General features: G+C 61.3%; 25 protein-coding genes. 12 read left to right on the plus strand and 13 right to left on the minus strand.

Annotation, left to right across the window (positions count from 1 at the left end; translation table 11 throughout):
• Positions 1-46: 46 nt before the first annotated feature.
• Genes N2600_RS16125 through N2600_RS16135 form a run of 3 tightly spaced genes read right to left on the minus strand, consistent with a single transcriptional unit; the run spans position 47 to position 3,606 of the window.
• Positions 47-487, minus strand: coding sequence for a hypothetical protein (locus N2600_RS16125; RefSeq protein WP_260296788.1), 441 nt, complete (start codon positions 485-487; stop codon positions 47-49).
• Positions 484-1,812, minus strand: a complete 1,329-nt coding sequence (locus N2600_RS16130) for a phosphatase PAP2/dual specificity phosphatase family protein (RefSeq protein WP_260296790.1) — start codon at positions 1,810-1,812, stop codon at positions 484-486. Before N2600_RS16130 ends, N2600_RS16125 begins: the two co-directional genes overlap by 4 nt.
• Positions 1,813-1,821: 9 nt before the next feature.
• Positions 1,822-3,606: a bifunctional alpha/beta hydrolase/class I SAM-dependent methyltransferase gene (locus N2600_RS16135; RefSeq protein WP_260296791.1), complete on the minus strand. Its 1,785-nt coding sequence runs from the start codon at positions 3,604-3,606 to the stop codon at positions 1,822-1,824.
• Positions 3,607-3,807: 201 nt separating this feature from the next.
• Here N2600_RS16135 and N2600_RS16140 point away from each other — a divergent pair, with 201 nt between their 5' ends.
• The 4 genes from N2600_RS16140 to N2600_RS16155 all read left to right on the plus strand — a co-directional run bounded on the left by N2600_RS16140 (position 3,808) and on the right by N2600_RS16155 (position 8,120).
• Positions 3,808-4,419, plus strand: coding sequence for a CDP-alcohol phosphatidyltransferase family protein (locus tag N2600_RS16140; RefSeq protein ID WP_222387036.1), 612 nt, complete (start codon positions 3,808-3,810; stop codon positions 4,417-4,419).
• 163 nt (positions 4,420-4,582) lie between these two features.
• Positions 4,583-5,719, plus strand: a complete 1,137-nt coding sequence (locus tag N2600_RS16145) for a PspA/IM30 family protein (protein WP_222387069.1) — start codon at positions 4,583-4,585, stop codon at positions 5,717-5,719.
• A gap of 5 nt (positions 5,720-5,724) precedes the next feature.
• Entirely contained in the window at positions 5,725-6,372 is a 648-nt protein-coding gene (locus tag N2600_RS16150) for a YqiJ family protein (RefSeq protein WP_260296793.1), read from the plus strand.
• The gene (locus N2600_RS16155; RefSeq protein ID WP_162116451.1) at positions 6,369-8,120 is read left to right on the plus strand and encodes a flotillin family protein; all 1,752 of its coding nucleotides are present in this window, start codon (positions 6,369-6,371) and stop codon (positions 8,118-8,120) included. The genes N2600_RS16150 and N2600_RS16155 overlap by 4 nt, the downstream gene beginning before the upstream one ends.
• A 135-nt stretch (positions 8,121-8,255) precedes the next feature.
• Here the strand turns inward: N2600_RS16155 and N2600_RS16160 are convergent, their stop codons facing one another.
• From N2600_RS16160 to N2600_RS16195, 8 genes are all read right to left on the minus strand, one after another.
• Positions 8,256-8,996 carry a metallophosphoesterase family protein gene (locus N2600_RS16160; RefSeq protein ID WP_260296794.1) on the minus strand — a complete coding sequence of 247 codons (741 nt, stop codon included), beginning with the start codon at positions 8,994-8,996 and terminating at the stop codon, positions 8,256-8,258.
• A gap of 273 nt (positions 8,997-9,269) precedes the next feature.
• A complete protein-coding gene (gene uraH / locus N2600_RS16165) occupies positions 9,270-9,626 on the minus strand; it encodes a hydroxyisourate hydrolase (protein WP_003541961.1) in 357 nt (118 codons plus the stop codon).
• A complete protein-coding gene (locus N2600_RS16170) occupies positions 9,623-10,144 on the minus strand; it encodes an ureidoglycolate lyase (protein ID WP_445944941.1) in 522 nt (173 codons plus the stop codon). Before N2600_RS16170 ends, uraH begins: the two co-directional genes overlap by 4 nt.
• On the minus strand, positions 10,128-10,490 hold the full coding sequence (locus N2600_RS16175; RefSeq protein ID WP_017965444.1) for a HepT-like ribonuclease domain-containing protein: 363 nt from the start codon (positions 10,488-10,490) through the stop codon (positions 10,128-10,130). Before N2600_RS16175 ends, N2600_RS16170 begins: the two co-directional genes overlap by 17 nt.
• Complete coding sequence (uraD, locus tag N2600_RS16180) at positions 10,487-10,987, minus strand: 2-oxo-4-hydroxy-4-carboxy-5-ureidoimidazoline decarboxylase (RefSeq protein WP_017965445.1); 501 nt, start codon at positions 10,985-10,987, stop codon at positions 10,487-10,489. The genes N2600_RS16175 and uraD overlap by 4 nt, the downstream gene beginning before the upstream one ends.
• Complete coding sequence (gene puuE / locus N2600_RS16185) at positions 10,987-11,910, minus strand: allantoinase PuuE (protein ID WP_170260613.1); 924 nt, start codon at positions 11,908-11,910, stop codon at positions 10,987-10,989. Before puuE ends, uraD begins: the two co-directional genes overlap by 1 nt.
• Before the next feature lie 127 nt (positions 11,911-12,037).
• The gene (locus tag N2600_RS16190) at positions 12,038-12,745 is read right to left on the minus strand and encodes a DUF1045 domain-containing protein (RefSeq protein WP_017965447.1); all 708 of its coding nucleotides are present in this window, start codon (positions 12,743-12,745) and stop codon (positions 12,038-12,040) included.
• A 114-nt stretch (positions 12,746-12,859) separates the two neighbouring features.
• Positions 12,860-14,038, minus strand: a complete 1,179-nt coding sequence (locus N2600_RS16195; protein WP_260109202.1) for an NAD(P)/FAD-dependent oxidoreductase — start codon at positions 14,036-14,038, stop codon at positions 12,860-12,862.
• Here N2600_RS16195 and mnmD point away from each other — a divergent pair.
• The 3 genes from mnmD (at position 14,037) to N2600_RS16210 (ending at position 15,389) form a co-directional block, all read left to right on the plus strand.
• Complete coding sequence (gene mnmD / locus N2600_RS16200; protein ID WP_170260611.1) at positions 14,037-14,753, plus strand: tRNA (5-methylaminomethyl-2-thiouridine)(34)-methyltransferase MnmD; 717 nt, start codon at positions 14,037-14,039, stop codon at positions 14,751-14,753. The two genes, N2600_RS16195 and mnmD, sit on opposite strands and share 2 nt — an antisense overlap.
• Before the next feature lie 82 nt (positions 14,754-14,835).
• Positions 14,836-15,084 carry a type II toxin-antitoxin system ParD family antitoxin gene (locus N2600_RS16205; protein ID WP_017965450.1) on the plus strand — a complete coding sequence of 83 codons (249 nt, stop codon included), beginning with the start codon at positions 14,836-14,838 and terminating at the stop codon, positions 15,082-15,084.
• Positions 15,081-15,389 carry a type II toxin-antitoxin system RelE/ParE family toxin gene (locus N2600_RS16210; RefSeq protein WP_170260610.1) on the plus strand — a complete coding sequence of 103 codons (309 nt, stop codon included), beginning with the start codon at positions 15,081-15,083 and terminating at the stop codon, positions 15,387-15,389. The genes N2600_RS16205 and N2600_RS16210 overlap by 4 nt, the downstream gene beginning before the upstream one ends.
• On the opposite strand, the gene N2600_RS16215 is transcribed toward N2600_RS16210, so the two are convergent.
• The gene (locus N2600_RS16215; protein ID WP_260296804.1) at positions 15,383-18,760 is read right to left on the minus strand and encodes a PAS domain-containing hybrid sensor histidine kinase/response regulator; all 3,378 of its coding nucleotides are present in this window, start codon (positions 18,758-18,760) and stop codon (positions 15,383-15,385) included. The two genes, N2600_RS16210 and N2600_RS16215, sit on opposite strands and share 7 nt — an antisense overlap.
• Before the next feature lie 316 nt (positions 18,761-19,076).
• On the opposite strand from N2600_RS16215, the gene N2600_RS16220 reads away from it, so the two are divergent.
• From N2600_RS16220 to N2600_RS16230, 3 genes are all read left to right on the plus strand, one after another.
• Entirely contained in the window at positions 19,077-19,385 is a 309-nt protein-coding gene (locus N2600_RS16220; RefSeq protein ID WP_017965453.1) for a hypothetical protein, read from the plus strand.
• Between the two features lie 76 nt (positions 19,386-19,461).
• Positions 19,462-20,574, plus strand: coding sequence for a DNA alkylation repair protein (locus N2600_RS16225; protein WP_260296805.1), 1,113 nt, complete (start codon positions 19,462-19,464; stop codon positions 20,572-20,574).
• Between the two features lie 247 nt (positions 20,575-20,821).
• Complete coding sequence (locus N2600_RS16230; protein WP_017965455.1) at positions 20,822-22,543, plus strand: DEAD/DEAH box helicase; 1,722 nt, start codon at positions 20,822-20,824, stop codon at positions 22,541-22,543.
• A 56-nt stretch (positions 22,544-22,599) separates the two neighbouring features.
• On the opposite strand, the gene N2600_RS16235 is transcribed toward N2600_RS16230, so the two are convergent.
• On the minus strand, positions 22,600-23,502 hold the full coding sequence (locus N2600_RS16235; RefSeq protein ID WP_170279032.1) for a DMT family transporter: 903 nt from the start codon (positions 23,500-23,502) through the stop codon (positions 22,600-22,602).
• Between the two features lie 386 nt (positions 23,503-23,888).
• Here N2600_RS16235 and N2600_RS16240 point away from each other — a divergent pair, with 386 nt between their 5' ends.
• Both N2600_RS16240 and N2600_RS16245 read left to right on the plus strand, forming a co-directional pair.
• Positions 23,889-25,298, plus strand: a complete 1,410-nt coding sequence (locus tag N2600_RS16240) for a circularly permuted type 2 ATP-grasp protein (RefSeq protein WP_017965457.1) — start codon at positions 23,889-23,891, stop codon at positions 25,296-25,298.
• Positions 25,298-26,239, plus strand: coding sequence for an alpha-E domain-containing protein (locus N2600_RS16245; RefSeq protein WP_017965458.1), 942 nt, complete (start codon positions 25,298-25,300; stop codon positions 26,237-26,239). Before N2600_RS16240 ends, N2600_RS16245 begins: the two co-directional genes overlap by 1 nt.
• Positions 26,240-26,245: the final 6 nt, after the last annotated feature.

Genomic DNA, 26,245 nt, shown 5'->3' on the forward strand with positions numbered 1-26,245 from the left:
TTAGAAGAGTCACGAGCCAGCCATCAAACAATCGACCGCATGCGATTCAGCATAGCGGCAGGCCGTCGCTTGCATCGAACAGAAGGATCGCGAAAATCACCAGACAGATGGCGAGGGCAAAACGCTGCCGCCAGGCGATGCGGCGCGACCCAGCAATCCGCCTCTCCAAGCCAGGCGGCGCCCCGCCAGGCTTGCGAAGCTGCATCCGGGACAACAGGTCGTCGACGGCGGCAAGGCCGGCGGCCTCTGTCTCGTGGCTCGACGCAAGGCGAAACAGCAGCGCATCGAAGAGGAGATGGACCGCCAGCGCAAGGACCATCACGCAGAAAACGAGCATCAAGAACCAGCCGAGCGATGGAACGAAGCCGCGATATCCCACGGCGATCGGGCCGGCAATCAGTGGCAGCAGCGCTACCAGCCCGCAGACGATCGAATTGCGGCCGAGACTTCGCGCAGCCGCCGCGGCCGTGACATTCCACTGCGTCATTGCAAGCCCTCCGTCACGGCATGAAGGCTTTCCACGGGCAGATGAACACGCCGCCCTGCCCGTTCGATCCGCCGCACGGCTTCGGCTGGATCTTCGCAACGTCTGGTGATGAGCAGCCAACGCACGATGACGCAGGCGCTCCGCTGGAAGCCCAACGCACAGCAGACGAGAACCGGTCCCTGCTGGCGCGCAATCTCGATGAGGTTTGCCGCGGCGAGCGCCTGGATCTTCTCGATGGCTGTAAGATCAAGGGTCGGAAAGCTGCACCAGCGCGCGAGCGTCCCGCTCGGGCGCTGAAGTTCGCCGGTCATGTCGATCACCGTGGCAAAACGGTTGGCCTCGTGGCGACGCGGAAAACGACCGAGATGGACGCCGTCGGCGATCGCCACAGAAGCCGGCATTCTCCGGGTCCAGAGCCGAATATTGATGAGAGCGCCGAGCCGGTAAGGTGCCAGCAGCCAGCGGCCGGCAAGCGTTGCCCGGCCATCGACGCGTTTCTGGAATATCTGCGGGCCGGCGCCGAAATATCCGAGTGCGACGATCGCCAGCGCAACAGCCGGCCAGAGCAACAACAGGGCTGCCGCCGATAGAGGAGTGAAGAGCGCCGCAAGGCCGAGAAATGCGACGGCACCGCACAGATAATAGAAGCCGAGACGGCGCGACTTTGGATCGCCGCTCATCGTAAAATTCGCGAGAGGCGAACCGGCACCGCGCGGAAAAAGCCAGGCGGCAAAAAAGCCGAGCAGCATGCCGGTCGGTATGTCGATGACGTGATGCTGCCACGTCGTCAGCACGGAGGCACCGATCAGGAAGCACCATACGTGCCAGAGGAGCCGTGCCTTGCGCGGCAACCGGCCGCGCAGATGGTCCCAGATCACCACCAGGAGCGCGATATGCAGCGACGGCGCCTGGTTGAACGGCTTATCGAAGCCGCCGAGCACGGCAAACATGAAACCAGGCAGGCCGCTCGTTGCCGGCCGCACGAAGGTCGCTTCGAGGGGAAACGCGATAAAGCAGGCGACGGCTATTATCTGGATCGTCAGATAACGCCTCGCCAGCCTATCCACATCGCGCGGCGTCGTGTTGATGAACAGGCAGAGTGCATAGAATAGATTGATCGACCAATAGGGAATGATCGTCCACCCGAGGAAAGGAATGGCGCTTTCCCATACAAAGGCGACGTTCGGCACATCAGCGCGTTGCGAAGCCAGCCAATTGGCGCCGCCATAGCTCAGATAGAAGAACGGCGCCAGGAAGGCGAGCCAGAGCGCTGCCCGCTTCGGGACCAGCGCTGTCTGGGAAAAAGTTGAACGTGCCTTCTCCACGCTTTGCCCTCAGACTCTCTCGGCCAGCGAGACGGTGAAAATGCCCCACTGGTCGATGCGCTGTTCGATCTTGCGGAAACCGGCTGTCGCGACCAACTGGTCCATTTCCTCTTGCGTCCGCCGCCGCATCACCCATGCCTCGCCGCCGCGATGCGAGGTCAGGGCTCGGGCGATCATCTCCAGTTGCGGATGCCATGGCTGGTTGGTGTAGACGAGCAGACCACCGGGCCGCATCGCGCGGGCCATCCCGCCGAGCGAAGCGGCGATCATCGCATTGTCGGAAAACAGCTCGTAAAGGCCGGAGACAATCGCGAGATCTGGAGCCGGCGTGATTGCAGCCAGCCCTTCGCCGTCAAAGGCATCCTGCTGGCGGAAACTGACGAAATCGCCCAGTCCCCGCGCGGCGATGCTGTTGCGGCCGGCATCGACATTAACCGGGGAATAGTCCTGCAACCGCGCACTATCGGGACGCGCGGCAGCGGTCTCGATTGCATCAAGGACATAGCGGCCGTGCCCGGCCGCTATGTCGAGTATATGAGTACTGCGGCCGGCTGCTTTCAGGTGCAGCAGCCCGCGGTCGATTAGTTCCTGCAAATGCAGCTTGCGCTGCCTGATGCCGCGCCAGCCGATCGCCTCGAGGAACACCTTGTCGATCAACCGCCCGCCGGGACCGAGCCCGCGCGGCCTGTTCTCGTAGACGTAATCGAGCGTCGAGCCGGAATCAAAACCGGTCTTGACCCCGGTCTTTATGCCTTCGGACACCAGCGCGCCGAGCCTGATGTTGAGACGGCTGAGCGCCCAGTAGATGCCGCGTGGAGATGTGGCATCCAGAGGGCTCGCAAGCCGGTCGGCCTCATCCTTGGTATAGCCCTGGATATGGGCGGTGCGAAGGTCGACAGGCGCCCGAGGCTCGGCGAAACGTGCATCGATAAAACGGCGGATCTCGGCGAGCGCAATTGCGCGGTCCTTTTCGCCAAGCGTGTCATGGTAGAAGCCGGCAAGCACATGCCGTTCCTTGATTCGGCTGCCGAGGTTTTCGTAGAACCGGTGCTGCGGTGCCTGTCGCACCACCCAGTCGCTCCCCGAGATCAGCATTTGGGTTGGAACCGTAATGGCGCGGGCGTCGCCGACGACGCGGGCCGCCGCCTCATAGAGCTGCAACAGGATGTTGGAGGCAATCGGCCGGGAGATCAATGGGTCGGATTCATACGAGGCGATCCGCTCGGGATCATGCGTCAGAAACCTCGCCTTGACATAGGAGTTAACGAAGAATGTCCCCTTGAGCTTTTCCCAGAGCGCAATGCCTTCCTTGGCAAAAGGCACGTAGAGTTTGACGCTGAAGGCTGGGGAGGCCAGCACGAGCGCACGGATTGGCGGCGCATAGTCGTGCACCCAGGTGGTGGCCAGAACCGCGCCGACGCTCTGTGCAATGACGGCGATGTCTTCGACTGAAACACCGCTTGTCTCGCTGACATGGCGAACGAAGCAATCAAGATCATGCGCCGAGGCCGCAAAGGATGGCGAATAGCCGCGCTCTCCCGGCGAACGCCCGTGGCCGCGTGCGTCCCAGGCGTAGAAGGCAAAATCATCGAGGCCGAGCTCGGTGGCGAGATGGGCGACGCGGCCGCCATGCTCGTGGCCGCGATGGAGAAGAATGACTGCGCCCTTCGGGGAAGCCCCGGTCGCGGGCCACATCCGGTAAAACAGTCGAGTACCGTCATGCGAAGCGAATTCGGATTCACGCATTGGTCTGGCCGTCGAGGACGGTTGCTCGCTATCGGCAGTTTGCAGCACGGTCTTCTCCAATTCTGATAGGTGGATAGATTTCATCCATTGGCGAGCACAGTGATTTGCTTTCATTGCAAAAGTCTAGTTGCAAATGTAAGTCCTATGCGTGAACCGATATAAAGTGCGGGCTTCCTCACAGCTACGACGATCTTCACTGCCCGAGCCGAGATAGACTGATCAAACGCCACGATATTCCACTGAGGTCGCATGTCTGTTTATCAATTGAAGTCCCGGTTTCAGAATATTCTTCGCCCTCTCGTGCGCTCCCTCGCGGCGCGAGGCGTCACCGCCAATCAGGTGACTTCAGTTGCCGCCGCCGTCTCGGTTGCATTGGGCCTTTTACTGAGCGTCCTCCCGCTTCCGCATTGGTTCCTGCTGGTGCCTATATGGTTTCTCCTGCGCATGGGCCTCAACGCCATTGACGGCATGCTGGCGCGCGAACATGGGCAGAAGAGCATTTTAGGCGCGTATCTGAACGAGATCGGTGATGTCGTGTCGGATGTCGCCCTGTATTTGCCGTTCGCGCTCATCGATCCGAACGGCTTGATGCCGGCGATATCAGTCATATTCCTCTCGGCGCTGACGGAATTTACCGGCGTTCTGGGTCAAACGGTCGGCGCAAGCCGGCGTTACGACGGGCCGCTGGGCAAAAGCGACCGTGCGGTGCTTTTCGGCGCGCTCGGCACCTTTGTCGCGGTCGGTGGGACGTTTGCAGCATGGACATCGTGGCTTTGGGCGGTGGTGGCTTTACTTCTCATATGGACGATCATCAATCGCATCAGCGCCGGTATTCGCGAGGCCCACACAGCCACCCGGTAGCGAGCGGAGCCGATCTGCCGCCGCTTCACTGCCGCCAGCCGGAGCTCATGAAATGTCTCGGTTGATCGACCCTGCCTTCCTCCTTCAACTGCATGTTAAACATAGGTTGCATTTTTAGCGCTGCACCTTGAAAGCACCAAAGCGGTGCTTTATGTTTTATTTCATGGCGAACACAGGCAAGACACCCCACCCATCGCTACTGCGCTACACGCTGGCGCCTGATGATTCTGCCCGGCAGGCGCTGGACGATACTGTTGCCGCCTATCGGAGGATGATCGACATCCTCAGTGAACTCATCCACGACAGGGCGGGCGCCAATCTCGTCGTCCTGCATGAGATTGCCTATGAAACAGTCCGCGAGCAGACAAGCCTGCCAGCACGGCTGGTGACACTCGGCCTTCGCGATTTCGCCGCCAATCGCGGCGTGAGCGCCGATCCGCCATATCTGCCGCTCGATGACAAGCTCTTCGCCATCAAAGGGCCCTCGGACCTGACGATCGCCACAGTGCACGGACGCGTTGCCGTGCCCTACGATGTCGCGGGTTATTCACGGGGATGGGAGAGTATTTTTCCGGCCTACCTCGTTTCGGGCCGGGATCGCTACGAGATTCACATCGGCGTCACGCCGAATTCCGCTCCGATGGAGGAAAACATGACGAACGAAGGCATTCTCTCACGCATGGGTCGCCTGATCGCGGGTATCGCGAATGCGGCGATCGACAAGGCGGAAGGCGTAAATAAGATCGCCGTCATCGAACAGGCGATCCGCGAGATCGATGCGGCAGCGGAAGACGCCCGCACCGATCTCGGCAAGGCTCGCGCGGAGGAATACCGCATCCAGAGCCGCCGGGACGAAATCGTCGAAGACATGAACGCGCTCGACTCCAAGATCCGCCTCGCCGTCTCGTCTCAGCGGGATGACTTGGCAAAGGCCGGCGTTGCCCGCCAGATCGATCTCGAATCCCAAATCGCAGCGCTCGACAAGGCGCTGGCCGATGCCAGGGAACAGGTGGACGAAGGCCAGAAAGCCCTGCAGGCCGTGCTCGCCACGCGCCGCGAGGCGGATGCTCGCCTTGCCGATTTCAAGCGCAGCATCGCAAGGCATCCCGAGCACGCTACCGGCCAAAGCCAGCCGGCACCGGGTCCGGACGCCGCCCGCGCTGCCGCAGCGGTCTCGCGGCTGACCGGGGTTCCCGCTGGCGAGCATGCCCATAGTTCCGAACTGGACGAACTCGACCGGTTGCACCGCGAACAGGCAATCGAAGCCCGCCTCGCCCGCTTCAAAGCGGATAACCGGTAGCGCCGATGGAGCTCCTTTTCTCACCGGAATGTGCGCCCTTCGCCATCGCCGCAACTATCCTTGTCGGCCTGACCGCGATCGAGATGCTCGCGATGGTCATGGGCTTTTCGATGACGGAATTTCTGGGAAAGCCGGAGGTTCATGGCCATGACGGCATCCTGGCTTACCTTTCCTGGCTCAATTTCGGCGGTGTTCCCCTGCTGATTCTCATGATGCTGACGCTCGGCTTGTTCGCGATGACGGGCTTTGCGTTGCAGGCCGTCGCCAACGCCTTCTGGGCGCCACTGCCAAGCTTGATAGCCGTCATACCTGCCGCGCTGGCAACCATCCCCATGGTCAGGGCATCGAGCAGAACCGTGGCGCGTATCGTACCGCGCGACGAGACCTATGCGGTCGATCTCGACGCCCTGCTCGGCCGGACCGCCGAGGTTTCGATCGGCCCGCTCGATCAGGGGCTGCCAGGCCGCGTCCGCGTCAAGGATCAGCATGGAAACTGGCATGTGCTTCGAGCCCGAGCCGCCAAGGGCGAAGGTCCCCTCGCGATCGGCGCTTCGGTACTTCTCGTCGATCACAAGGCAAATGTGTTTATCGCCATTCCCGCGCCGGTTGACCCCGCCGATGCGGACAATCAATCTTTGAGGGAGCAGCAATGATGTACGACGTTATTCTACCAGCCGGCATTGGGATTGTTCTGATCTTCGGCATCGGTTTTGTCCTCGCCTCGCTTTACACGCGCTCCAGCCGCGACGAGGCCTATGTGCGCACCGGTCTCGGCGGCCAGAAGGTCGTGCTCGACGGCGGTTCGGTCGTTCTGCCGATCTTCCATTCGACCGCTCGGGTTAACCTAAAGACACTGCGGCTCGAGGTTCGCCGCGGCGAAGGCGATGCACTGATCACCAAGGACCGCATGCGCGTTGATATCGGCGCCGAGTTCTATGTACGCGTGAAACCCGATGCCTCCTCGATTGCGCTTGCAGCTCAGACACTCGGCAACCGCACCAACGATGCCGAGGCTCTCCGCATCCTGATCGAGGCGAAATTCGTCGACGGCCTTCGCTCGGTGGCCGCGACGATGAATCTCGACGCGCTGCAGGAACAGCGCATGGATTTCGTCAAGGCCGTGCAGGAAGCTGTCGGCGCCGATCTTCAGTCGAACGGCCTCGAACTCGAATCCGTGTCGCTGACACGCCTCGACCAGACCGACATCAAGCATTTCAACGCCAACAACTTCTTCGATGCGCAAGGCTTGGCCGCATTGACCCGCATCACCGAGGGACGCAAGAAGGAGCGAAACGAGATCGTTCGCGACACCGAAGTCGCCATCGCCCAGAAGGATCTCGAGGCCCGTCAGCAATCGCTGACCATCGAGCGGACCAAGCGGGAAGCCGAACTCAGCCAGGAACGGGACATCGCCAACAAATCCGCGGCGACACGCGCCGAAACCGCGCAGCAGGAGCAGGCCGCAAAACGCGCCGAGGAGGAAGCCCGAATCGCTTCCGAACAGGCGATCGCCGAACGCGAGGCATCTGCCAAACAGGCTCGCGAAAGCGCCAACATCGACGCCGCCCGTGCCGTCCAGCAACGCGAAACCGAAGCCAAGCGTGACCTCCAGATCGTGGCACAGGAGAGCGCGATCGCCGTTGCCAACAAGAGCCGTGAAGAATCCGAGGCGAAGGCGGCGGCTGAAACGGCCCGCGCGCTGGCGATAGCAGCAGAAGAAAAGGTCGGCACCGCCAAGGCGATCGAGATTGCCGAACGCGAAAAGCAGATTGCCGTGATCGATGCGCGCAAGAAAGCCGAGACGGAAGCGACTGCCGTCACCGTCGGCGCCGAGGCCGAAAAACAGGCGGCAAGCGACCAGGCCGAAGCCATCAAGACGCTCGCAACCGCCGAGGCGGATGCGGCGATCATCAAGGCCAAGGGCATTCTCGAAACCGGCAAGGCCGCGGCCGAGAGCGAGGCATTGCTCAACGACGCGCGCAACAAGCTGAGCTCTGCTATCATCGAGTTCGAGATCACCCGCGAACGGATCCGCATCATTCCGCAGGCGCTCGCCGAAGCGGTCAAGCCGATCGAGAAAATCTCCGATATCAGGATATTCGACACCGGCGGCATGCTCGGTCGCGGAAATGGAGCGACCGGCGGAAACGGTATCGGGCTTGGCGAAGGACTGGCCGGCCAGCTCCTCTCCTACCAGGCGAACAAACCGATTCTCGACAAATTGATGAAGGAAGCCGGCTTCGAGGGCGACGATGCCATCTCATCCCTTCTGGGAAATCTCGATGGAGCAAAACCGGCGAGACCGGCAACGCCCGCCCCGGCAAAGCCGGCAATACCGGCCGCAGCCCCGACACAAACGATCATCCCTCCGGCGCCGAAGCCGGCACCAAAGAAGGACTGATCGCCGCGCAAGCGGGTCTGGACTAGAACAGGATGATTTTAGGCCGGTTCGGCCTAAAATCTGAATTCTGTTCTAAATTAAATAGTTAGAGCATGATGTCGCCTGAAAACTGCTCACAATTTTCGGCATCATGCTCTATCTCACCCAACCCATTGCCAGCGCGCTCGCCCAGTCGGCACGGCCCCTTTCGGCGGCCAGTGCCGACATCGCCATGTGGTCATAGGCGACGGTTCGGAACTGCCATGTCCATCCGCCCGCCGTCTTTTCCAGAATGGCATAACTCGCCAGCGGATGGCCGGCTTCCACCTTGTGGTAATAAGGCAGTTCGTCGTCATAGGCCGGGCATCCGACGCTGCCGGGATTGACGATCAGGCGGCCATCGGAAAGCCGCACGGCGTGGGGAATGTGGCTGTGGCCGCAGAGGATCAGCGGCAGGTCGATGCCTTCGGCCAGCGCCTCGATCGCTTCGATCGGCTTCAGGAAGACGAAGCCCTCCGGCGAAACCGATTCCATCCAGTAGAGATTGTCGTCCTTCGGCGTCGCGTGACAGAGATAGACCTCGCCGCTATAAACGGTATCGGACGGCAGGCCGCCCAGCCAGTCGAGGTGGGATGGCGTCAATTGCCGGTAGGCGGCGGCATCCGAAGCATGCATAGCCGCCGGATCCTGTTCGATCAGGTAGCGGTCGTGATTGCCGCGGACCGACGTCAGGCCGAGCGGCATCAGCAAGTCTGCCGTCCTGCCGGCCTCGAGCGGGCCGCTGAAGAAATCGCCGAGATTGACGATCTCCTCGACGCGTTGCGCGCGAATATCAACAAGCACTGCCTCGAGCGCCAGATGGTTTCCGTGGATATCGGCAATTGCTGCAAACCGCATTTCTAGAGCCTTTCCTGGTCAGATTGAAGCATTCTGTTGGCTCAAACGGAGTCGGATGGTCGACCGGCCGGCGCGCGTCGTAGCCAAGCTCTACGGCCAAGCCGGCCGGTCGATTAGCCGGCCCGTTTCAGCCAACCCGAAGGGCCGGGCATCTTTCCGGGGCAGAGGCGATCGGCTCGGACGTACCACGAAGTATGCCCTTCGCCAATCGCCTCTGCCCCGACGAAAACCTGCTCCGGCAGAATGCTGCAATCTGACCAGGAAAGGCTCTCATCAGCTCCCTCGGTAAGTAGAATAACCATAGGGCGATATCAGCAACGGCACATGATAGTGCGCCGTGACGTCGGCGATGCCGAAGCGGATCGGCACGAGATCGAGGAAGGCGGGATGCGGCAGCGGCGTGCCGCTGGCCCTCAGATAATCGCCGGCGTGGAAGACCAGTTCGTAGGTACCGGCTCGAAAATTTTCACCAATGAGGATAGGGCCGCCATCAACCCGGCCGTCGGCATTGGTCTCCACCGTCTTCAGATGCCTGCGAATCTCGCCGTCGAGCTGGAAAAGATCGATCCTCAAGCCTTCGGCCGGCTTGCCGAGAGCGGTGTCGAGAACATGCGTGGTCAGTCCGGTCATGGGGCTGGCTCTTCGATGATATAGGGGGTTTCGAAAAAGAATTCTTCCAGATTGTTGCCCGGTCCGTCGCGGTCGACGACCAGGAAATCTGAGGCTTGGCCAAGCGTCATCAGCGGATGATGCCAGACGTTGCGGCGATAGTTCACCCCCTGGTCGCCGCGCGCCAGAAACACCTGCGGCCTGCCCGGGCGGCCGTTCTCATCCTCGGAGACGACGACGAGAAAAGGACGGCCCGAGACCGGCGAGAAACTCTGGCTGCCGAAAGGATGGCGCTCCATCATGGTGACTTCATAGGGGAAGCTACGCGGCTGGCCGCGAAAGAGGTTGATGACGACGCGCGCATCCTCGCCCGTCGCCTCAGTGGCGGCGAGTGCATGGAAACGCTCCGTTGTGCCGCCATTGATGAGCCGCATTGCGGCCGGATCGGCCTCGATCACCTCGCCGAAGGGAGCAAAGGCGGATCGGGTGAGCGGGCGGATGCCGAGAAAATCGGGCATGACTTCACTCGCCTTGCGCATGCCAGTGACGGATGGCATCGATCGCGGAGAGAAGCTCCGGCAGTGTGCGATACGTCGCCTCCCAGATCTCGGAGGGATCGAGATCGAAGAGATCGTCGAGGATACGGTTGCCCGTGCCGCAGATTTTCGTCCACCGCAAGTCGGGATGCTCGGTCGCAAATTCCGGATGTGTCACCAGCAGGCGGGACGCCGCCGCACCGATGGTGAAGTGGCAAAAGACAACCGCCTTGAAGGTGAGCTTGTCCCCGGTAAACGCAGCCTCATCCATTCCGCCGACGAAGGTCAGCGCTTCGGATGCCGCCTCATACATCTCATTGAGATAGTCGATCGCTCGCCGCTCTTTCATTCAGCCTCCGGCAGCATCGATGTCAGGCGCAGCAGCGCGATCCGCTCGACTTGCGCGGCCGCGGTCGCCAATTCTTCGTCTCGGCCATTGCCGATCCGCGCTTCGAACGCCGACAGGATGTCGTCCTTTGTAAGCCCCTTGACGGCGATGATGAAGGGAAAGCCGAATTTTTCGACATAGGCCGAATTGAGTTCGGTGAAGCGGGCATGTTCGGCCGGGTTCAGGCGGTCGAGACCGGCGCCGGACTGCTCCTTCCGGCTGTCTTCCGTGAGATCGCCAGAGATGGCAAGGCGCCCGGCAAGATCGGGATGGGCGCAGAGCACCCCGAGACGCTCCTGCGGGCTTGCCGCCCGGAAGATGGCGGCAAGGGCCGCATGCACACCGGCTGCCGCCAGTGGCTCCGTCACGTGGCCGGCGTCATAGGCGCGCTCGGCGATGAAAGGCGAATGTTCAAAGACGCCGCCGAAGCGGGAGACGAAATCCTCGCGCGACATCATCACAGCGCTTCCGGCTGATGGTGCTTGTGCCAGTGCTCGGCGATCTCGATGCGGCGCGGAATCCAGACTTTGTCGTGCTTCAGTACATATTCGATGAAGCGCTTCAACGCCGCCGCCCGGCCCGGGCGCCCGACGAGGCGGCAATGCAGGCCGACCGACATCATCTTCGGGCTGCCCGCCTTGCCTTCCTCGTAAAGCGTGTCGAAGGCGTCCTTTAGATAGGTGAAGAACTGATCGCCGGCATTGAAGCCCTGCGGCGTGGCAAAACGCATGTCGTTGGTTTCGAGCGTATAGGGGATGATCAGGAAGGGTTTCCCGTCGACGCCCTTCACCCAGTAAGGCAGGTCGTCGGCATAGGAATCGGAGGAATAGAGGAAACCGCCCTCCTCCTGCACCAGCCGAAGCGTATTGTCGGAAGGCTTGCCCTGATACATGCCATAGGGCCGCTCACCGGTAAGTTCGGTATGCAGGCGCACCGCTTCGAGGATATGCTTGCGCTCCAGATCCTCGGGAAAATCCTTGTATTCCAGCCAACGGTAGCCGTGGCTGGCGATCTCCCAACCGGCCTCCTTCATCGCGGCGACGGCCTCGGGGTTGCGGGCCATCGCCAGCGTCACGCCGTAGACGGTCGCTTGCACGTTGAGATCTGTGAACATCCGCCAAAGCCGCCAGAAGCCAGCACGCGAACCATATTCGTAGATCGATTCCATGTTGAGGTTGCGCTGTCCCGACCAGGCGGCCGCGCCGACGATCTCCGATAGCAGGTTTTCGGAGGCCGCATCGCCGTCGAGGATCGAGCTTTCGCCGCCTTCCTCGTAGTTGATGACGAACTGCACGGCGACACGCGCCTCGTCCGGCCATTTCGGATCGGGCGTCAGGCGCCCATAGCCGACAAGATTGCGCGGATAAGTCTCGGATACCATTAAATCACCCTCTGAAAAGACAGAGGAAACGGTAGCATCCGTAGCCGGAATGTCGAGCCGGAAACTGCGCAACGGAGTTCTGTCCGAACGCCGGCGCTCCGGCGCCAACCTTTGAGGCATTGGTTCGTCAGGCGATCCTGCGCGCGCTGACCTTACCCATCGGATGCAGCGAATGAACGCGGAAAGGGCCGCCCGTGCCCTCCTCGATCATCAGCGCCACGTTCGAAACCGTGACCGGCTCACTCAAGACAGGCTCGAAGATCGTCCGCAGCGCCGGCTCGATGCGCGGCATGTCGATCGCGTTGACGGGGCCTGTCACCGGCATATGAAAGCGGAACTCTTCCATCACATAGGGATTGCCCCAGCGATGAAGGTTGGCAAACTGTGCCGCCGATAGCCCGTCCGGATCACTGCGTTCGATCTCGGCCTCGCTGAGCGGTGCGCGGAAACGATCGAATTCCTGCACGATCGCCGAGGCGAGATACTGGATCTGCTCGCAAGGCGTGCTCGGCAGCAAGCTGTAGAAATTGCCGAGCCGGGCGACTTCGATACGCGGAATCTGAAAGGGAACGAAGGTCCCGGAAAAACGCATCAGATCGCGCAGGAGTTGCGATTCGGACATGTCGTTGGACAGCTGAAATGGCGCTTTCAAGACGCCATGAAAACCGTAGCGCCGGGGCACGGCGGTATGGAAGGCGATCTCGTGAATACCGAGGCCACGAACTGCCGGAGGCTCCATCATATCGCCCGAAAACACGTTTCGGCCAAGCCAATTGGCGGCCACGAGCGACAACAGGTCGCTCGCCGGAGGCGTGAAGCAAATGGCATAGCGCATGCAATTTCCTCCATCAAGGAAGTAAGCGCCGTTCAGATCCGGCGCTGTCGATGCGCAAGCAGATAGGTGATTTGCATGACAGAATAACGAAACGAAGCAGCGCCTAATTCACGTTTAACGTGAAGCCGCCGCGATGTGGCTTGAGATTGCGAAGCTTTCCGGCAGCAAAAATCCGCAGTCTGCATCGTCTGCGATACATATCGCCGCCTCCGCCAGCCGGTGGGCGAGGCCGAAGCTGACTTTGAAGCCGCCGGTCAGCGCGATCAGGCGTGGATGTTCGGGATGGCGGCCGATCATCGGATCCCGGTCTATCGCCTTTGGGCGAAGCCCGGCCCAGCGCTCGACAACGGGGGCGTCGCGAAGAGATGGCACGATGCCGCGCGCCGCCTCGATCAGCATATCGAGCTGGGCGTCGGTCGACGTCGGGTCGTCAAAACGGTTCTCGCTGGTGCTGCCGATTGCCGCTTGCCCGCCCTCGTGCGCGACGACATAGAGCCCGTCGAGGAAGATCGTCGGCAGCGCCGGGTCGATATCGGCTTTCAATAGCGCTGCCTGCCCCTTGACCGCCTGGCCGAGCGGCTGTTTCAGCCCCGGCGTCAGGACCTGCAACAACGGAAAGGACTGATGGCCGGCGGCCAGGATGCAGTGACTGAAAACGATGGTTTCGCCGTTTATTTCGGCCATGCCGCGATCGGGGTCGAGGCCGGCAATCGCCGCATTCTCCTGGACGCGAACATGCTTTGCCCGCCGCAGGAAGGCGATGAGCGCTGCGATCAGCAAGCGGGGCGCAACGCGGGCGGCGAGTGTGTCGTGTACGAAGCCGCTCTCGCCGGCAGACGCCTCGATCCAACCGTCCATATCAAGGCCGTCGAGCACATGCCAGTGGAAGCGGCGGTCACCCGCCCGCCAATGGCGTTCGGCGTCCTCAAAATGGCCACGCGCTATTTTGTTGAGATGCGGCTTCGGCAGCGGGATCAGCCGTCCGGACCTGTTATACCCGGCGGAAAGCCCGGTCTCCGCTTCGAGCGCTGTGATTTCGGCTTCGAGCGAGACCAGCGCATCGAACTGGAACTGCTTCTTCTCCGACCACCGGTCCGGCATATGCGGCATCAGCGCGCCGAGCAGGCCACCACTTGCACCTTCGCCCAACCTGCCGGCGTCAGCGATTAGAGCACGGATGCCCCGGCGTTCGGCATGGACGGCCGCCCAGAGCCCCATGATGCCGCCGCCGACAATCAGCAATTCTAAGGACGATTGACCTGAGACCGGCTGAGGACTATCGGCTTTTTCCATGATAGACGTGAACCCCGATCAGATTGGCGCGGGCGCGCCGCAGCCGCTCGAATGGCGCGACGGCGATATGCCCTATTCCACCGCCTTTGGCGATCATTTTTATTGCCAGACCGATGGGCGGCTGGAATGCGGCCACGTTTTTCTCGCCGGCAACGGCCTGCCGGAGCGCTGGAATGGGCGGCAGAGATTCCAGATCGGAGAACTCGGCTTCGGCACCGGCCTGAACTTCACTGAAACCTGGCGGCAATGGAAGCTCCATCGTGCGAACGGCCAGCACCTGCATTTCATCTCCTTCGAACTTTATCCGATGCGCAGCGAAGAAATCGGCAGGGCGCTGTCGCATTGGCCGGAGATCGATGTCGAACGCGGATCGCTGACGGCGGCTTGGCCGCAAGCGCCTGCTGGCACCGTCTCGCTGAACCTCGATTCTCAGACGACGCTCAGCGTGGTCTGCGGCCGCGCACTCGATGGCGTTGCAGAGGCCAAACCCGGCTTCGACGCCTGGTATCTCGACGGCTTCGCCCCGTCGCGCAACAGCGATATGTGGTCGGAAGAACTGATGCGGCTCGTCTGCGAGAAAAGCGCAGCCGGCGGCACTTTCGCCACCTATGCGGCGGCCGGCTTCGTGCGCCGCAATCTCATCGCTGCAGGTTTTGCCGTCGAGCGCCGCAAGGGCTTTGCCGGCAAGCGCGAAATGCTCTGCGGCATCAAGTAAACTCGGGCAAGTGCGATCGATTCAAACGGCTGAGTTGCTAACAGTTATCACTCTGTGCGATAATAGTCCGAGAGGAACCAGTATGGCCAGCAGCGCGAATCTTGGACAGCAACTCGAAAACTATGTGAACGAACTTGTGAAATCGGGGCGTTACAACTCTCGCAGTGAAGTTCTGCGGGAAGGTGTCCGGCTTGTCGAGGAGCGGGAAAAACGGTTGATGGCGCTCGATCTGGCAATCAGCCAGGGGATCGCCGACGCGAAAGCAGGTCGCTTCAAGCCCATCAGCGATGTCGCCGCCCGCCTTGCGGCCAAATATGACGGCCGTTCGTGATCGTCCTCATCACCGCCCAGGCGGAGGCGGATCTCGAACGTATTGGCGACTATATCGCTGAGGACAATCCGCAGCGGGCGGCAAGCTTCATTCAAGAACTGCTGGAACGGTGTGAGCGTCTGGCCGAAACTCCGAACGGTTTTTCATTGGTTCCACGTTACGAACGCACCGGCGTTCGCCGCCGTCCTTACGGCAACTATTTGATCTTTTATCGCGTTGGCGAGGATCGTATCGAGATCCTGCATATCCTCAACGGCGCCCAGGATTTCGAGAGCATCCTGTTTTCCGAAGGTTCAAATCAGTAGCTGGTGCGCTCCGGCTGCTGCTCGCTCGTTCCGAGCCACTGGCGGATTTTTTCCTCGAGCAGTTCGGGGCTGATCGGCTTCGACATGTAATCGTCCATGCCGGCATCGAGGCAGAGCTCGCGGTCGCTTTCGAGCGCATGGGCGGTGACGCCGATGATCGGCACTCGATGGCCTTGTCCCTTTTCCCGTTCGCGGATCGTCTGCGTCGCCTGATGGCCGTTCATGACAGGCATCGAGACGTCCATCATGATGATGCGCGGCGTATACCGCTCCCAGGCGGCGACCGCTTCCTCGCCATTGTCGACGACGAGGAAGGAAAGACCCGTGCCTTGCAGGATCTGCGTGAAGACGATCTGGTTGACCTCGTTGTCTTCGGCGACGAGCACGTCGACGAATTCAGCGGCCCGCTTCTGCGGCACGGGCGCCGGCGCGGGCACGGCCACTTCCGTCTGCAGCCGGGCGATCTCGGCCTCGGAGGCCTGTTTGACGCGGCTGGCGCGCACCACCTCGACGACGGTGTTGCGCAGCACGTTGGCGCGCGCCGGTTTCATCAGATGCGCATGGCCGTTCAGCGCCGCGAATTCCTTCTCCGTGCCCGAAATATCCATTGACGTCAGGAAGATGATCGGCAGTTCGACGAAGCGGGGATCGGCGCGCAGCCGGCGCGCGACATCGGCGCCGTTCATATCGGGCATGTGATAATCGAGCACGACGGCATCGACGGTAATGCCGAGACCGGCCGCCGCCTCCAGGATCGCAAGCCCGGTGCCGCCGCCCTCGGCGGCCACGCCGTCGAAGCCCCAGAGAGACAGCTGCTCGGTGAGGATTCGCCGGTTCACTTCATTGTCGTCGACGACGAGGATACGCGCACCCTGCACGTTGATCGGCAACGGCTTCGGCTCAAGTCGAGCGGCAGCCACTGCAAACGGCAGGTTGATGGTGAAGACGGAGCCCTTGCCCCATTCGCTTTCGACGTTGAGATAACCGCCGAAAAGGTCAACCAGCCCGGCGGTGATCGCAAGACCGAGGCCGGTTCCTTCATGCCGCCGGGTCGACGAGGCGTCCACCTGCGAGAATTTGTCGAAGACCGATTCGAGCTTCTCCGGTGGGATGCCGATCCCGGTATCCTCGATACGGATGCACGCCATGATCTCGCCGCCGGCGGCCGGCTCGAAGCCGACATCGACGAAGACATGGCCACGCTCGGTGAATTTGACGGCGTTGCCGACGAGATTGGTGACAATCTGGCGGAACCGCCCGGCGTCGCCGATCACGGCTGCGGGCAAATCGGGTGCGGCCCGCACCAGGAGTTCGATGTTCTTCTCGGCGGCGTGCGAGGACAAGAGTGTCGCCACATCCTCCACCGCTTCGGTAATATCGAAGGCGGTTTTGCGCAGTTTCATCTGCCCGGCGTCGATCTTCGAGAAGTCGAGGATGTCGTTGATGATCGTCAGCAGCGCATTGCCGGATTTGACGATAATGTCGACGAAGGTCTTCTGGCGCGTATCGAGATTGGTCTTGGCAAGCAGTTCCGCCATCCCAAGCACGCCGTTCATCGGCGTGCGGATCTCATGGCTCATATTGGCAAGGAATTCGGATTTGGCGCGATCGGCGGCTTCGGCGCGCGACAGCAGCTGGCGCAGTTCCTCCTCGCGGCTCTTCAGCTCGGTGACGTCAGTGAAGAGCGCCACCCAGTGCTGCCCCTTGCTGACCGTCGCATCCATGTTCACCCATCGCTCGCCGTCGACATGGAAGACGGTGGAAATCGGCAGCCTGGCCGCGATATTGTCGCGCCAGCCCTGCAGGATTTCGGCGGCGGCATCGTGGAAATCGCCACGCGCCGCGCAAAATTCGAACATGCCAATCCAGCCCTCGCCGGTTTCGAGATAGGTGGCCGGAATCTGCAAGATGTCAGAAAGCGCCTCGTTGGACAGCTTGATAATGCCGTCCTGAACGATGGCCAGGCCCTGTGGCATGGCATGGGTCGCGTCGCGCATCATCTCGCCGAGTTGTTCCAGCGCGGCGCGGGCCTCGTGGACTTCATTTTCCCGCTCACGCACGGCCGTGATGTCGGCATAGGTGAGCAGGATCCGGTCGTTGGAGATACGGCGGCTATCGAAGATGACGGATTTGCCGCCCGCCCAGCCGAGCTCGATCGGCTCGGGCTCCTCGGTTTCGAACAGGTGCTTGCGGAAAGCGTAGATTTCCTCTGGTGTCTGCGTGCCGTTGTAGCGACCGAGCTCATAATTGCGACGGATGACGTCGATGAAGGGGCGCCCGTCAAAGGGGTCGTCGAGCGGCAGCTCCCAGATGCTGTAGAATTCGTCGTTGACGTAGAGGATCTGGTGATCGTTATCGAGGATCAGCACGCCGACCGGCAGCGAGCGCAGAATATTCTCGATATCCCGGTGCAGCACTTCTTCCTGCTTCCGCGCTTCGATCAGTGCCTTCTCCCGCTCCTTGAGCGGTGAAATGTCAGAAAAGGAGCCGACGACATAGGCTCGCCCATCCGCCGTCACGACACGCTTGACTCGCGAGATCACGGGATGGATGCGGCCATCCTTGCTCGGCATTACGCCTTCCAGCTCCTGCGACAGGTCTTGTTCCAGCGACAGCCGGTTTTCCTGGTAGATCGCCTCGCCGCCCTCCGGCCCGAACATTTCATATTCGGTCATTCCCAGCACCCGCGAGCGCTGGTGGCCGCTGAAAGTCTCATAATACTGGTTGGCATAGACGAGGTGATGTTTCTCGTCGCGCACGAAAACTGCGACCGGCAGATCCTCCATGATGGTGCGCAGCAGGTCTCGTTCGTCGACGCTCGCGTGCCAGCTCGAATCGGTAGGGGCTACGGGTTTCTCGCCGTTGCGATAGGCGGCGTTGATGACCAGAGGCCGGCCGTCTTCGGCAAAAATGCCGATCGGGTGGTCGAGCTTTTCCAGCGCCTCGCGCACGCGGGCGAAAGCGCCGGCAAGGCCATGATCGTCGGCGCCCTTCCCGTCTCCAAGGGCGCGGCGTGGCGTCTCGCGCACTTCGAAGATGCCGAGCACATAGGCTCGCTCCGGCGATGGCGAAAAGCTTTCGATCTGGATACGCTCATGGCTGAGGCCGGCCGCATCAAAGCAGATGGCGTTTTCCTCTGTGCCGAACACCAGTGCGCGGCGCTCCTTGTCCTCACGATCCTCTTCTTCAGGACGGTCGAGAAGCTCGCGGCTGCGCCTGCCGATGAAATCGGAGATCTCGCGGCCGAGGAAACGGGCATAGGCCTCATTGACGGCGATATAACGCAGCTCGCTGTTCTTGACATAGGCCGGGGTATCCAGATCAGCGATCCGGCGGCAAGCCAACTCCAGAAGTTCCCCGGCTGATTTCAAAAATATCGCTCCCGCAATGAACGAAATATCGACTACAAAAACTATAACGCCAAGGCTTTTAACAAGGTTTTAACCATAAATTTCGACAGCGGAATTTTACAAGCCGGCTCACCAAGCTGAAGATAATCCGAGATTACCAGCCCCGGCTTGCACGAGACTGAAAGGACGCCGGCAATAATTTCTTTCGACGTTGGGATCCGTTGAAATCATGACGAAAATTTAATGCCGAACGGCTTGTGCGGCCATTGCGCTGCCGCGATCCGGGCCGAGTCTCGGCATGGCTTTATGGAAGCCATGCCCATGAAAGGAAAATAGCATGTCCGTTCTTCATAAGACCATGGCGACGGGCCTGATCGCCCTGACCTTTGCCGGCGCCTCGCTCGCCACCGCCACCACTGCCGATGCCCGTCCACGCGATGCCTTCTGGGGCGGCCTTGCAGCCGGCGTCGTCGGTGGCGCTCTGCTGTCGGAGGCCGCCCGTCCCGCCTACCCGGTCTATCCTGCTTACCCCTATTATCGCCCCTATCCGGTCTACCGGACCTATTACCGGCCGTCCTACTGCCACCTCGAATGGCGACACGACGATTGGGGCGACCCCTACCGCGTCAAAGTCTGCACGGAATAGAAGAAATCGCATCCGGCGCCGCTTGACCTCCCGGCGGCGCCGGTCCAATGCGTCCCCGGCGCAAAGGAGGATCAGCATGCCGGAACCGCTCAAGAACCTGCTGCATGAAGCGTTGATCGCCGAAATGGCCGATCGAATCGCCGGCAATTCCCCGTCGTTCGACAAGGGCCGCTTCGTGACGCTAGCGACCGGTGGCCTTCAGGCGCTGGAACTGATGGAGCGATCGGCCCTGATCCGCGACGCGCTGTTCTCAACGCTTCCCGACAATTTCCCGGAGGCCGCCGCCATTCTGAAGGTAAGCCTCCCCTCGGAAAGCAAGCCTGGACTGACAGGCTGGATGCTGCTGCCGGTCAATCAGTTCATCGCCGCACGCGGCCTTGATCATTTCGATCTCGGCCTCGATCTCTTGAAGGCGTTGACGCCGCATTTCACTGCCGAATTCGGCATCCGCCCCTTTATCCACCGCGACCAGCAACGCTCACTCGCAATCATTTCCGGCTGGGCCGACGATTCCGACCAGCATGTGCGCCGGCTGGCGAGCGAGGGAACGCGGCCGCGCCTGCCCTGGGCGATGCGCCTGCCGCAACTCGTCAAGGATCCGGCACCGATCCTGCCCATCACTGCGCTGATGGATGATCCGGAGGAATATGTCCGCCGCTCCGTGGCCAACAGCCTGAACGACGTCGCCAAGGATCACCCGGACCTGGTCGCCGCCTTCGTCGCTAGTCATATCGACGGTACTTCATCCGAACGTCGCTGGCTGCTGAAACATGCCTCGCGCACGCTTCTGAAGAAGGGCCACGCGCAGGCGCTCGCCAATTTCGGCTTTGCCGCCACCGCTTCGCTCGAATGCGAACTGCGGCTCCGGAATACTGAGGTGATGTTCGGCGAAGGGCTGGATTTCGAAATCCGGGTGACAAACGCCGGCGAGCGAGCGCAGTCACTGATGATCGACTACGCCATTCACCATGTGAAGAGCGACGGCTCGCTCTCACCCAAGGTCTTCAAGTGCAAGGCGATAATGCTTGCTCCGGGGCAAAGCCATACGATTGAGCGCCGCCACGCCATGCGGCCGATCACCACGCGACGCTATTATCCCGGCGAACATCGCATCGCCATCCTCGTCAACGGCGCGGAGACCGCATCGCAAAGCTTCGTCCTCGTCATGCCCTCGCCTGACCCAGCTTAAGGCTTTCTTGTGCACCGCACTTGACTTTCCACGCGAACTAGCCCAAATGCGGGTCAGCTTTCACCTTTCCGGCCGCCGCGTGAGCGTGCCCCTGCTGAAAAATACAGACGCAGGAAGAAGGGACAAAAGCGCATTTCGATAGAGCGCCGCACTCCCCATGAGCGGCCAGAAGCGCTGGAAAGCTTTTTCCAACTCACAAGTTCCCACTTCACGCGGGGTTCTTGACGCCAGAATGAAACCGGATCGCATGGTGCGTTCCGGCGATAGTCATTGTGGCGCCCCGAAAGGTTATACCTTGACTAATTTTGAATCGCTTGGTGTCTCCAAGCCGATCGTCGCTACTTTGTTCCAGCTCGGCATCGAAACGCCGACGCCGATCCAGGAACATTCAATTCCTCTCCTCCTCGAAGGCCGCGATCTCATCGGCCTCGCCCAGACCGGCACCGGCAAGACCGCCGCTTTCGGCCTGCCGCTGATCGAAAAGCTGCTTGCCGACGAACGGCGTCCCGACAACCGCACGACGCGGACGCTGATTCTCGCCCCGACCCGCGAACTGGTGAACCAGATCGCCGAGAGCCTGAAGAAGTTCATCCGCAAGTCGCCGCTGCGAATCAATGTCGTCGTCGGCGGCGTTTCGATCAACAAGCAGCAGCTTCAGCTCGAAAAGGGCACCGACATCCTCGTCGCCACGCCGGGCCGCCTGCTCGACCTCGTCAATCGCCGCGCGATCACGCTAACTGCGGTTCGTTATCTGGTGCTCGACGAAGCCGACCAGATGCTCGACCTCGGCTTCGTGCACGATCTGCGCAAGATCGCCAAGATGGTGCCGAAGAAGCGCCAGACCATGCTCTTCTCGGCCACCATGCCGAAGGCGATTGCCGATCTTGCCGGCGAATATCTCGTCGATCCCGTCAAGGTCGAAGTCACGCCTCCGGGCAAGGCTGCCGACAAGGTCGAGCAGTACGTGCATTTCGTCGCTGGCAAGAACGACAAGACGGAACTGCTCCGCAAGTCGCTTACCGAAAACCCTGATGGCCGCGCCATGGTCTTCCTGCGCACCAAGCATGGTGCCGAGAAGCTGATGAAGCATCTCGAAAACATCGGCTATTCCGTCGCCTCGATCCACGGCAACAAGAGCCAGGGTCAGCGCGAGCGGGCACTGAAGGCCTTCCGCGACGGCAGCATCAAGACGCTGATCGCCACCGACGTTGCCGCCCGTGGCATCGACATCCCGGCTGTCAGCCACGTCTATAATTACGATCTGCCTGAAGTGCCTGACGCCTATGTCCATCGCATCGGCCGCACCGCGCGCGCCGGCCGCGACGGTATCGCCATCGCCTTCTGCGCTCCCGATGAAGCCAGGCTGCTGCGTGATATCGAGCGCCTGATGGGCATCGACATCACTGTCGCCAGCGGTGAAGCTCCGGCAAACATGAACGGCGCGCCCCGTCGCGCCAATGGCAACGGCAATAACCGCAATCGCAATGGCGGCCAGGGTCGCGAAGGTCAGGGTCGCGGCGAAGGCCGCGGCGACCAGAACCGTTCGGAGCATCGCGGCAGCCGTCAGGAACGCCGCCCGCGCCTCGAAGGTGAAGGCAGCGAAGTCCGCGCCGGCGGCGAAGAGCGTCGTCCGCGTCCGGAGCGCCCGACCGGCCGCAATGAGGATTTCCGTGGCCAGCGCCGCGGCGAAGCGGCCCCGAATCTCGGTCCTGACAACGATCTGGCCTCGACCTCCGACTTCCGCCCCTCGGCAAAGCCGCAGCGTCCTGCCCACGCCAATGGCGAACCGAGCGGCCATCACCGCGGCAACAGCCGCCACGCCCATGGCCGTCCGGCCCGCAAGCATGGCGAAGACCGCGGCCCGCAGCAGGCCCAGGCCGGCGAACCGCGCCGGGACGGCAACGGCGGAAATCGTCGCGGTGGCTCCGGCTCCCGCAACGGCGGCGGCCAGCGCCGCGAACGCGCCTGATAGTTGAACGACTGAAAAAGCGGAAAGGCCGGGGGATCTTCCGGCCTTTTTGTTATCTACGCCGCCGCGGGCCGGTCTTGGCTGAGCGCCTTGCGGTTCGTGAGATAGACGCCGGTCACCACCACCACGGTGCCGACGATCAACGGCAGGGTTAGCGGCTCCCCAAAGGCGATGAAGGCTTCGAGAGCGACCGTTGGCGGCATCAGGTAGATCAGCGAGGCGGCGCGCGACACCTGACCCCGGCGGATCAGATGAAGCAGCAGCCCGACGCCGCCCATCGACAGACCGAAGACCGACCAGGCGAGCGCGCCATAGGCCTGCTCGGTGCCGTCGAAATGCTGATGCTCGAACATCAGCGAAAGCGGCAGGGTGAGGATCAGCGCGCCGATATATTGCAAAGTCGCGATGGTTCTGAGGTCGCCGGATTGCAGGTGCTTCTTCTGATAGAGCGTGCCGTAGGTGACGGACGCCATGGCGACGAGGTTAATCGCCAGCGGCAGGGCTGCATGTGTGAGATCGGCGGTCGCTGGGCCGAGCAGCTTCGGCGAAATGGCAATGGCAATGCCGATGAAACCGAGGGCAAGGCCAAGTTTCTGCGCCTGCTGCAGCCGCTCGCCGATGAGGATGGGAGCTGCCATTGCCGTCAGCAGCGGCTGCAGCGCCGCGATGATGCCCGATATGCCGGCCGGCACGCCATTGGCGATGGCCCACCAGAGACCGGCGAGATAGAAGCCATGCAGGAAGAAACCGGAATAGATGGCGCGTAGCGCCGTCGCCCGACTTTTCGGCCATTGCGCCCGCACCACCAGGCAGAGCGCCAGGAATGCCGCCGCCGACAGCGCGTAACGTATCGAAAGAAAAGTGAAGGGCTCGGAATGCAGCGAGGCATATTTCGCCACTACCCAGCCCGTGGACCAGAGTAGGACGAAAACGGCGGGGGCAAGGCGATCGAAGGACATGGGGCGGCTCGGGAGAGAAGGGTCGCCGTGCTGATAGCCCCACCCGGCGGCTGCCGTCAAAGGCGAAGCGTTGATGTTTATTTGAAATTTCGCTGATGGCAGAGACCCAGGGCGGTCGCGCCAGCCGGCGTTTACCAAGGAGGGAGGGCGGCGGGGCGCCTACGCGCGTGACCATATTCGACCGTCTTGCCCGAACGAAAAGCGATCACATGCTCAGATTTTGCGCAAGCCTCGGGATCACCCATCCATCATGCCGCACTGCATCACTTAAAATGCCCAGATTTTCACCCGTTTCTCGCAGCGCAAAATCTTTTCCTCGAACTGCGCATGGTTCTTGCATTGCCATTTGCGTTGTATTCAAATGAACAAAAAGGGGAGCCGCGCTTTTGGCATTTGATGAAATGATTACCGGGGACGAAAGTCCTCGCCCGCCTTACGACAAATACTTCGAGTGGTACAACAGCCAAGACCGGGCGCATCTGATTGCCAAGTCCCGCGATGCGGAAAACATCTTCCGGAAGACAGGCATCACCTTCGCGGTCTACGGCCATGCCGACAGTTCCGAAAAGCTCATCCCCTTCGACATCATTCCCCGCATCATCTCCGCCCGCGAATGGCGCAGGCTCGCGCAAGGCATCGAGCAGCGGGTGATCGCGCTGAACGCCTTTCTCGACGATATCTACCACAAGCAGGAGATCATCCGCGCCGGGCGCATTCCGCGTGAGCTGATCGAGAACAATGTCACCTTCATTCCCGAAATGATCGGTTTCCGACCGCCCGGCGGCGTCTACACCCACATCGTCGGCACCGACATCGTGCGCACCGGCGAGGACCAGTTTTACGTGCTGGAGGATAATGCGCGCACGCCCTCCGGTGTCAGCTACATGCTGGAAAACCGGGAAACCATGATGCAGATGTTCCCCGAGCTCTTTCATGAGAACAAGGTGCAGCGCGTCGAGGATTATCCCTATCTGCTGCGTCAGAGCCTCGCCTCGCTCGCCCCTCCCGGCTGCAAGGGCAAGCCGCGCGTCGCCGTGCTGACGCCGGGCATTTATAATTCCGCCTATTACGAGCATTCCTTCCTCGCCGACATGATGGGCGTCGAACTGGTCGAGGGCGCGGATCTGCGCGTCATCGACGGCAAGGTGAAGATGAGGACGACACGCGGTTACGAGGCGATCGATGTGCTCTACCGCCGCGTCGACGACGACTTCCTCGATCCCCTGACCTTCCGCTCCGATTCCGCGCTCGGCATTCCCGGTATCATGGATGTCTACCGCTCCGGCAACATCACCATCGCCAATGCGCCAGGCACCGGCATTTGCGACGACAAGGCGATCTACTCCTATATGCCGGAGATCGTCGAATTCTATACCGGCCGCAAGGCGCTGCTCGAAAACGTGCCGACTTGGCGCTGTTCGGAAGCCGACAGCCTGAAATATGTGCTGGAACACCTGGAAGACCTCGTCGTCAAGGAGGTACACGGCTCGGGCGGCTACGGCATGCTGGTCGGCCCGACCGCATCGAAGAAGGAGCGTGCCGATTTCGCCGAGAAGCTGAAGGCCAAGCCGAACAATTACATCGCTCAGCCGACGCTGTCGCTCTCCACCGTGCCCATCCTCGTCAACAAAGGCATTGCTCCGCGCCACGTCGACCTTCGCCCCTATGTGCTTGTATCCGACAGGGTACAGATCATTCCGGGCGGGCTCACCCGTGTAGCGCTGAAGCAAGGCTCGCTGGTGGTCAATTCTAGCCAGGGCGGCGGCACCAAAGACACTTGGGTATTGGAGGACTGATGCTCGGAAGAACAGCAAACGGCCTCTACTGGATGTTTCGCTACATCGAGCGCGCCGAAAATATAGCCCGCCTGATCGATGCGGGGTTGCGCATGTCGCTGACCCGCAGCAGCACCGGCGATGACAATTGGGATGGCGTTCTACAAAGTGCGGGCGTGCGCGAGGCTTATGACGAAGGCCACAACAAGCTGACCAACGCCGACGCGATCGACTATCTCCTGCGCGATCGCACTAATCCGTCGAGCGTCATGTCTTGCATCGATTCCGGCCGCAACAATGCCCGTATGGTGCGCACGGCGCTGACGCGGGAGACCTGGGAAGCGACCAACGAATGCTGGATCGACTTGAAGTCGCTGCTCGAAAAGCGAGTCAAGGCGGCCGAAATGCCAGAGGTGATTGATGTCATCAAGCGCCGCGCCGGCCTCATCCGCGGCGCCTTCCATGGTTCGACGCTGCGCAACGAGCTCTATAATTTTGCCCGCATCGGCACTTTCATCGAGCGAGCCGACAATACCAGCCGCATTCTCGACGTGAAATATTACGTGCTGCTGCCGTCGGTTTCATCAGTCGGTTCCTCTCTCGACAACGTCCAGTGGGAATCGATTCTGCGCTCGGTCTCAGCGCACCGCGCCTATAGCTGGGCCTATGACGGCGAATACCGGGCGATGAACATCGCCGACTTCCTGACCCTCAATGTCCAGATGCCGCGCTCGCTTGCCTATTGCTACGAGAAGATCGTCAGCAATCTCGGCTATCTCGCCCAGGATTACGAGGAGCGGCTTCCCGCCCACGATACCGCGGATTCAATCCGCAAGACACTGCAGACAAGGGCGATCCGGGATATCATGGATCAGGGTTTGCACGAGTTCCTGGAGGATTTCGTCTCGCGCAATAACAAGCTCGGCGCGGAAATTTCCGACGGCTACCGGTTCTATGCATAAGCGGAT

It is taken from the genome of Rhizobium sp. WSM1274, from assembly GCF_025200775.1.
GTDB lineage: Bacteria > Pseudomonadota > Alphaproteobacteria > Rhizobiales > Rhizobiaceae > Rhizobium > Rhizobium leguminosarum_I.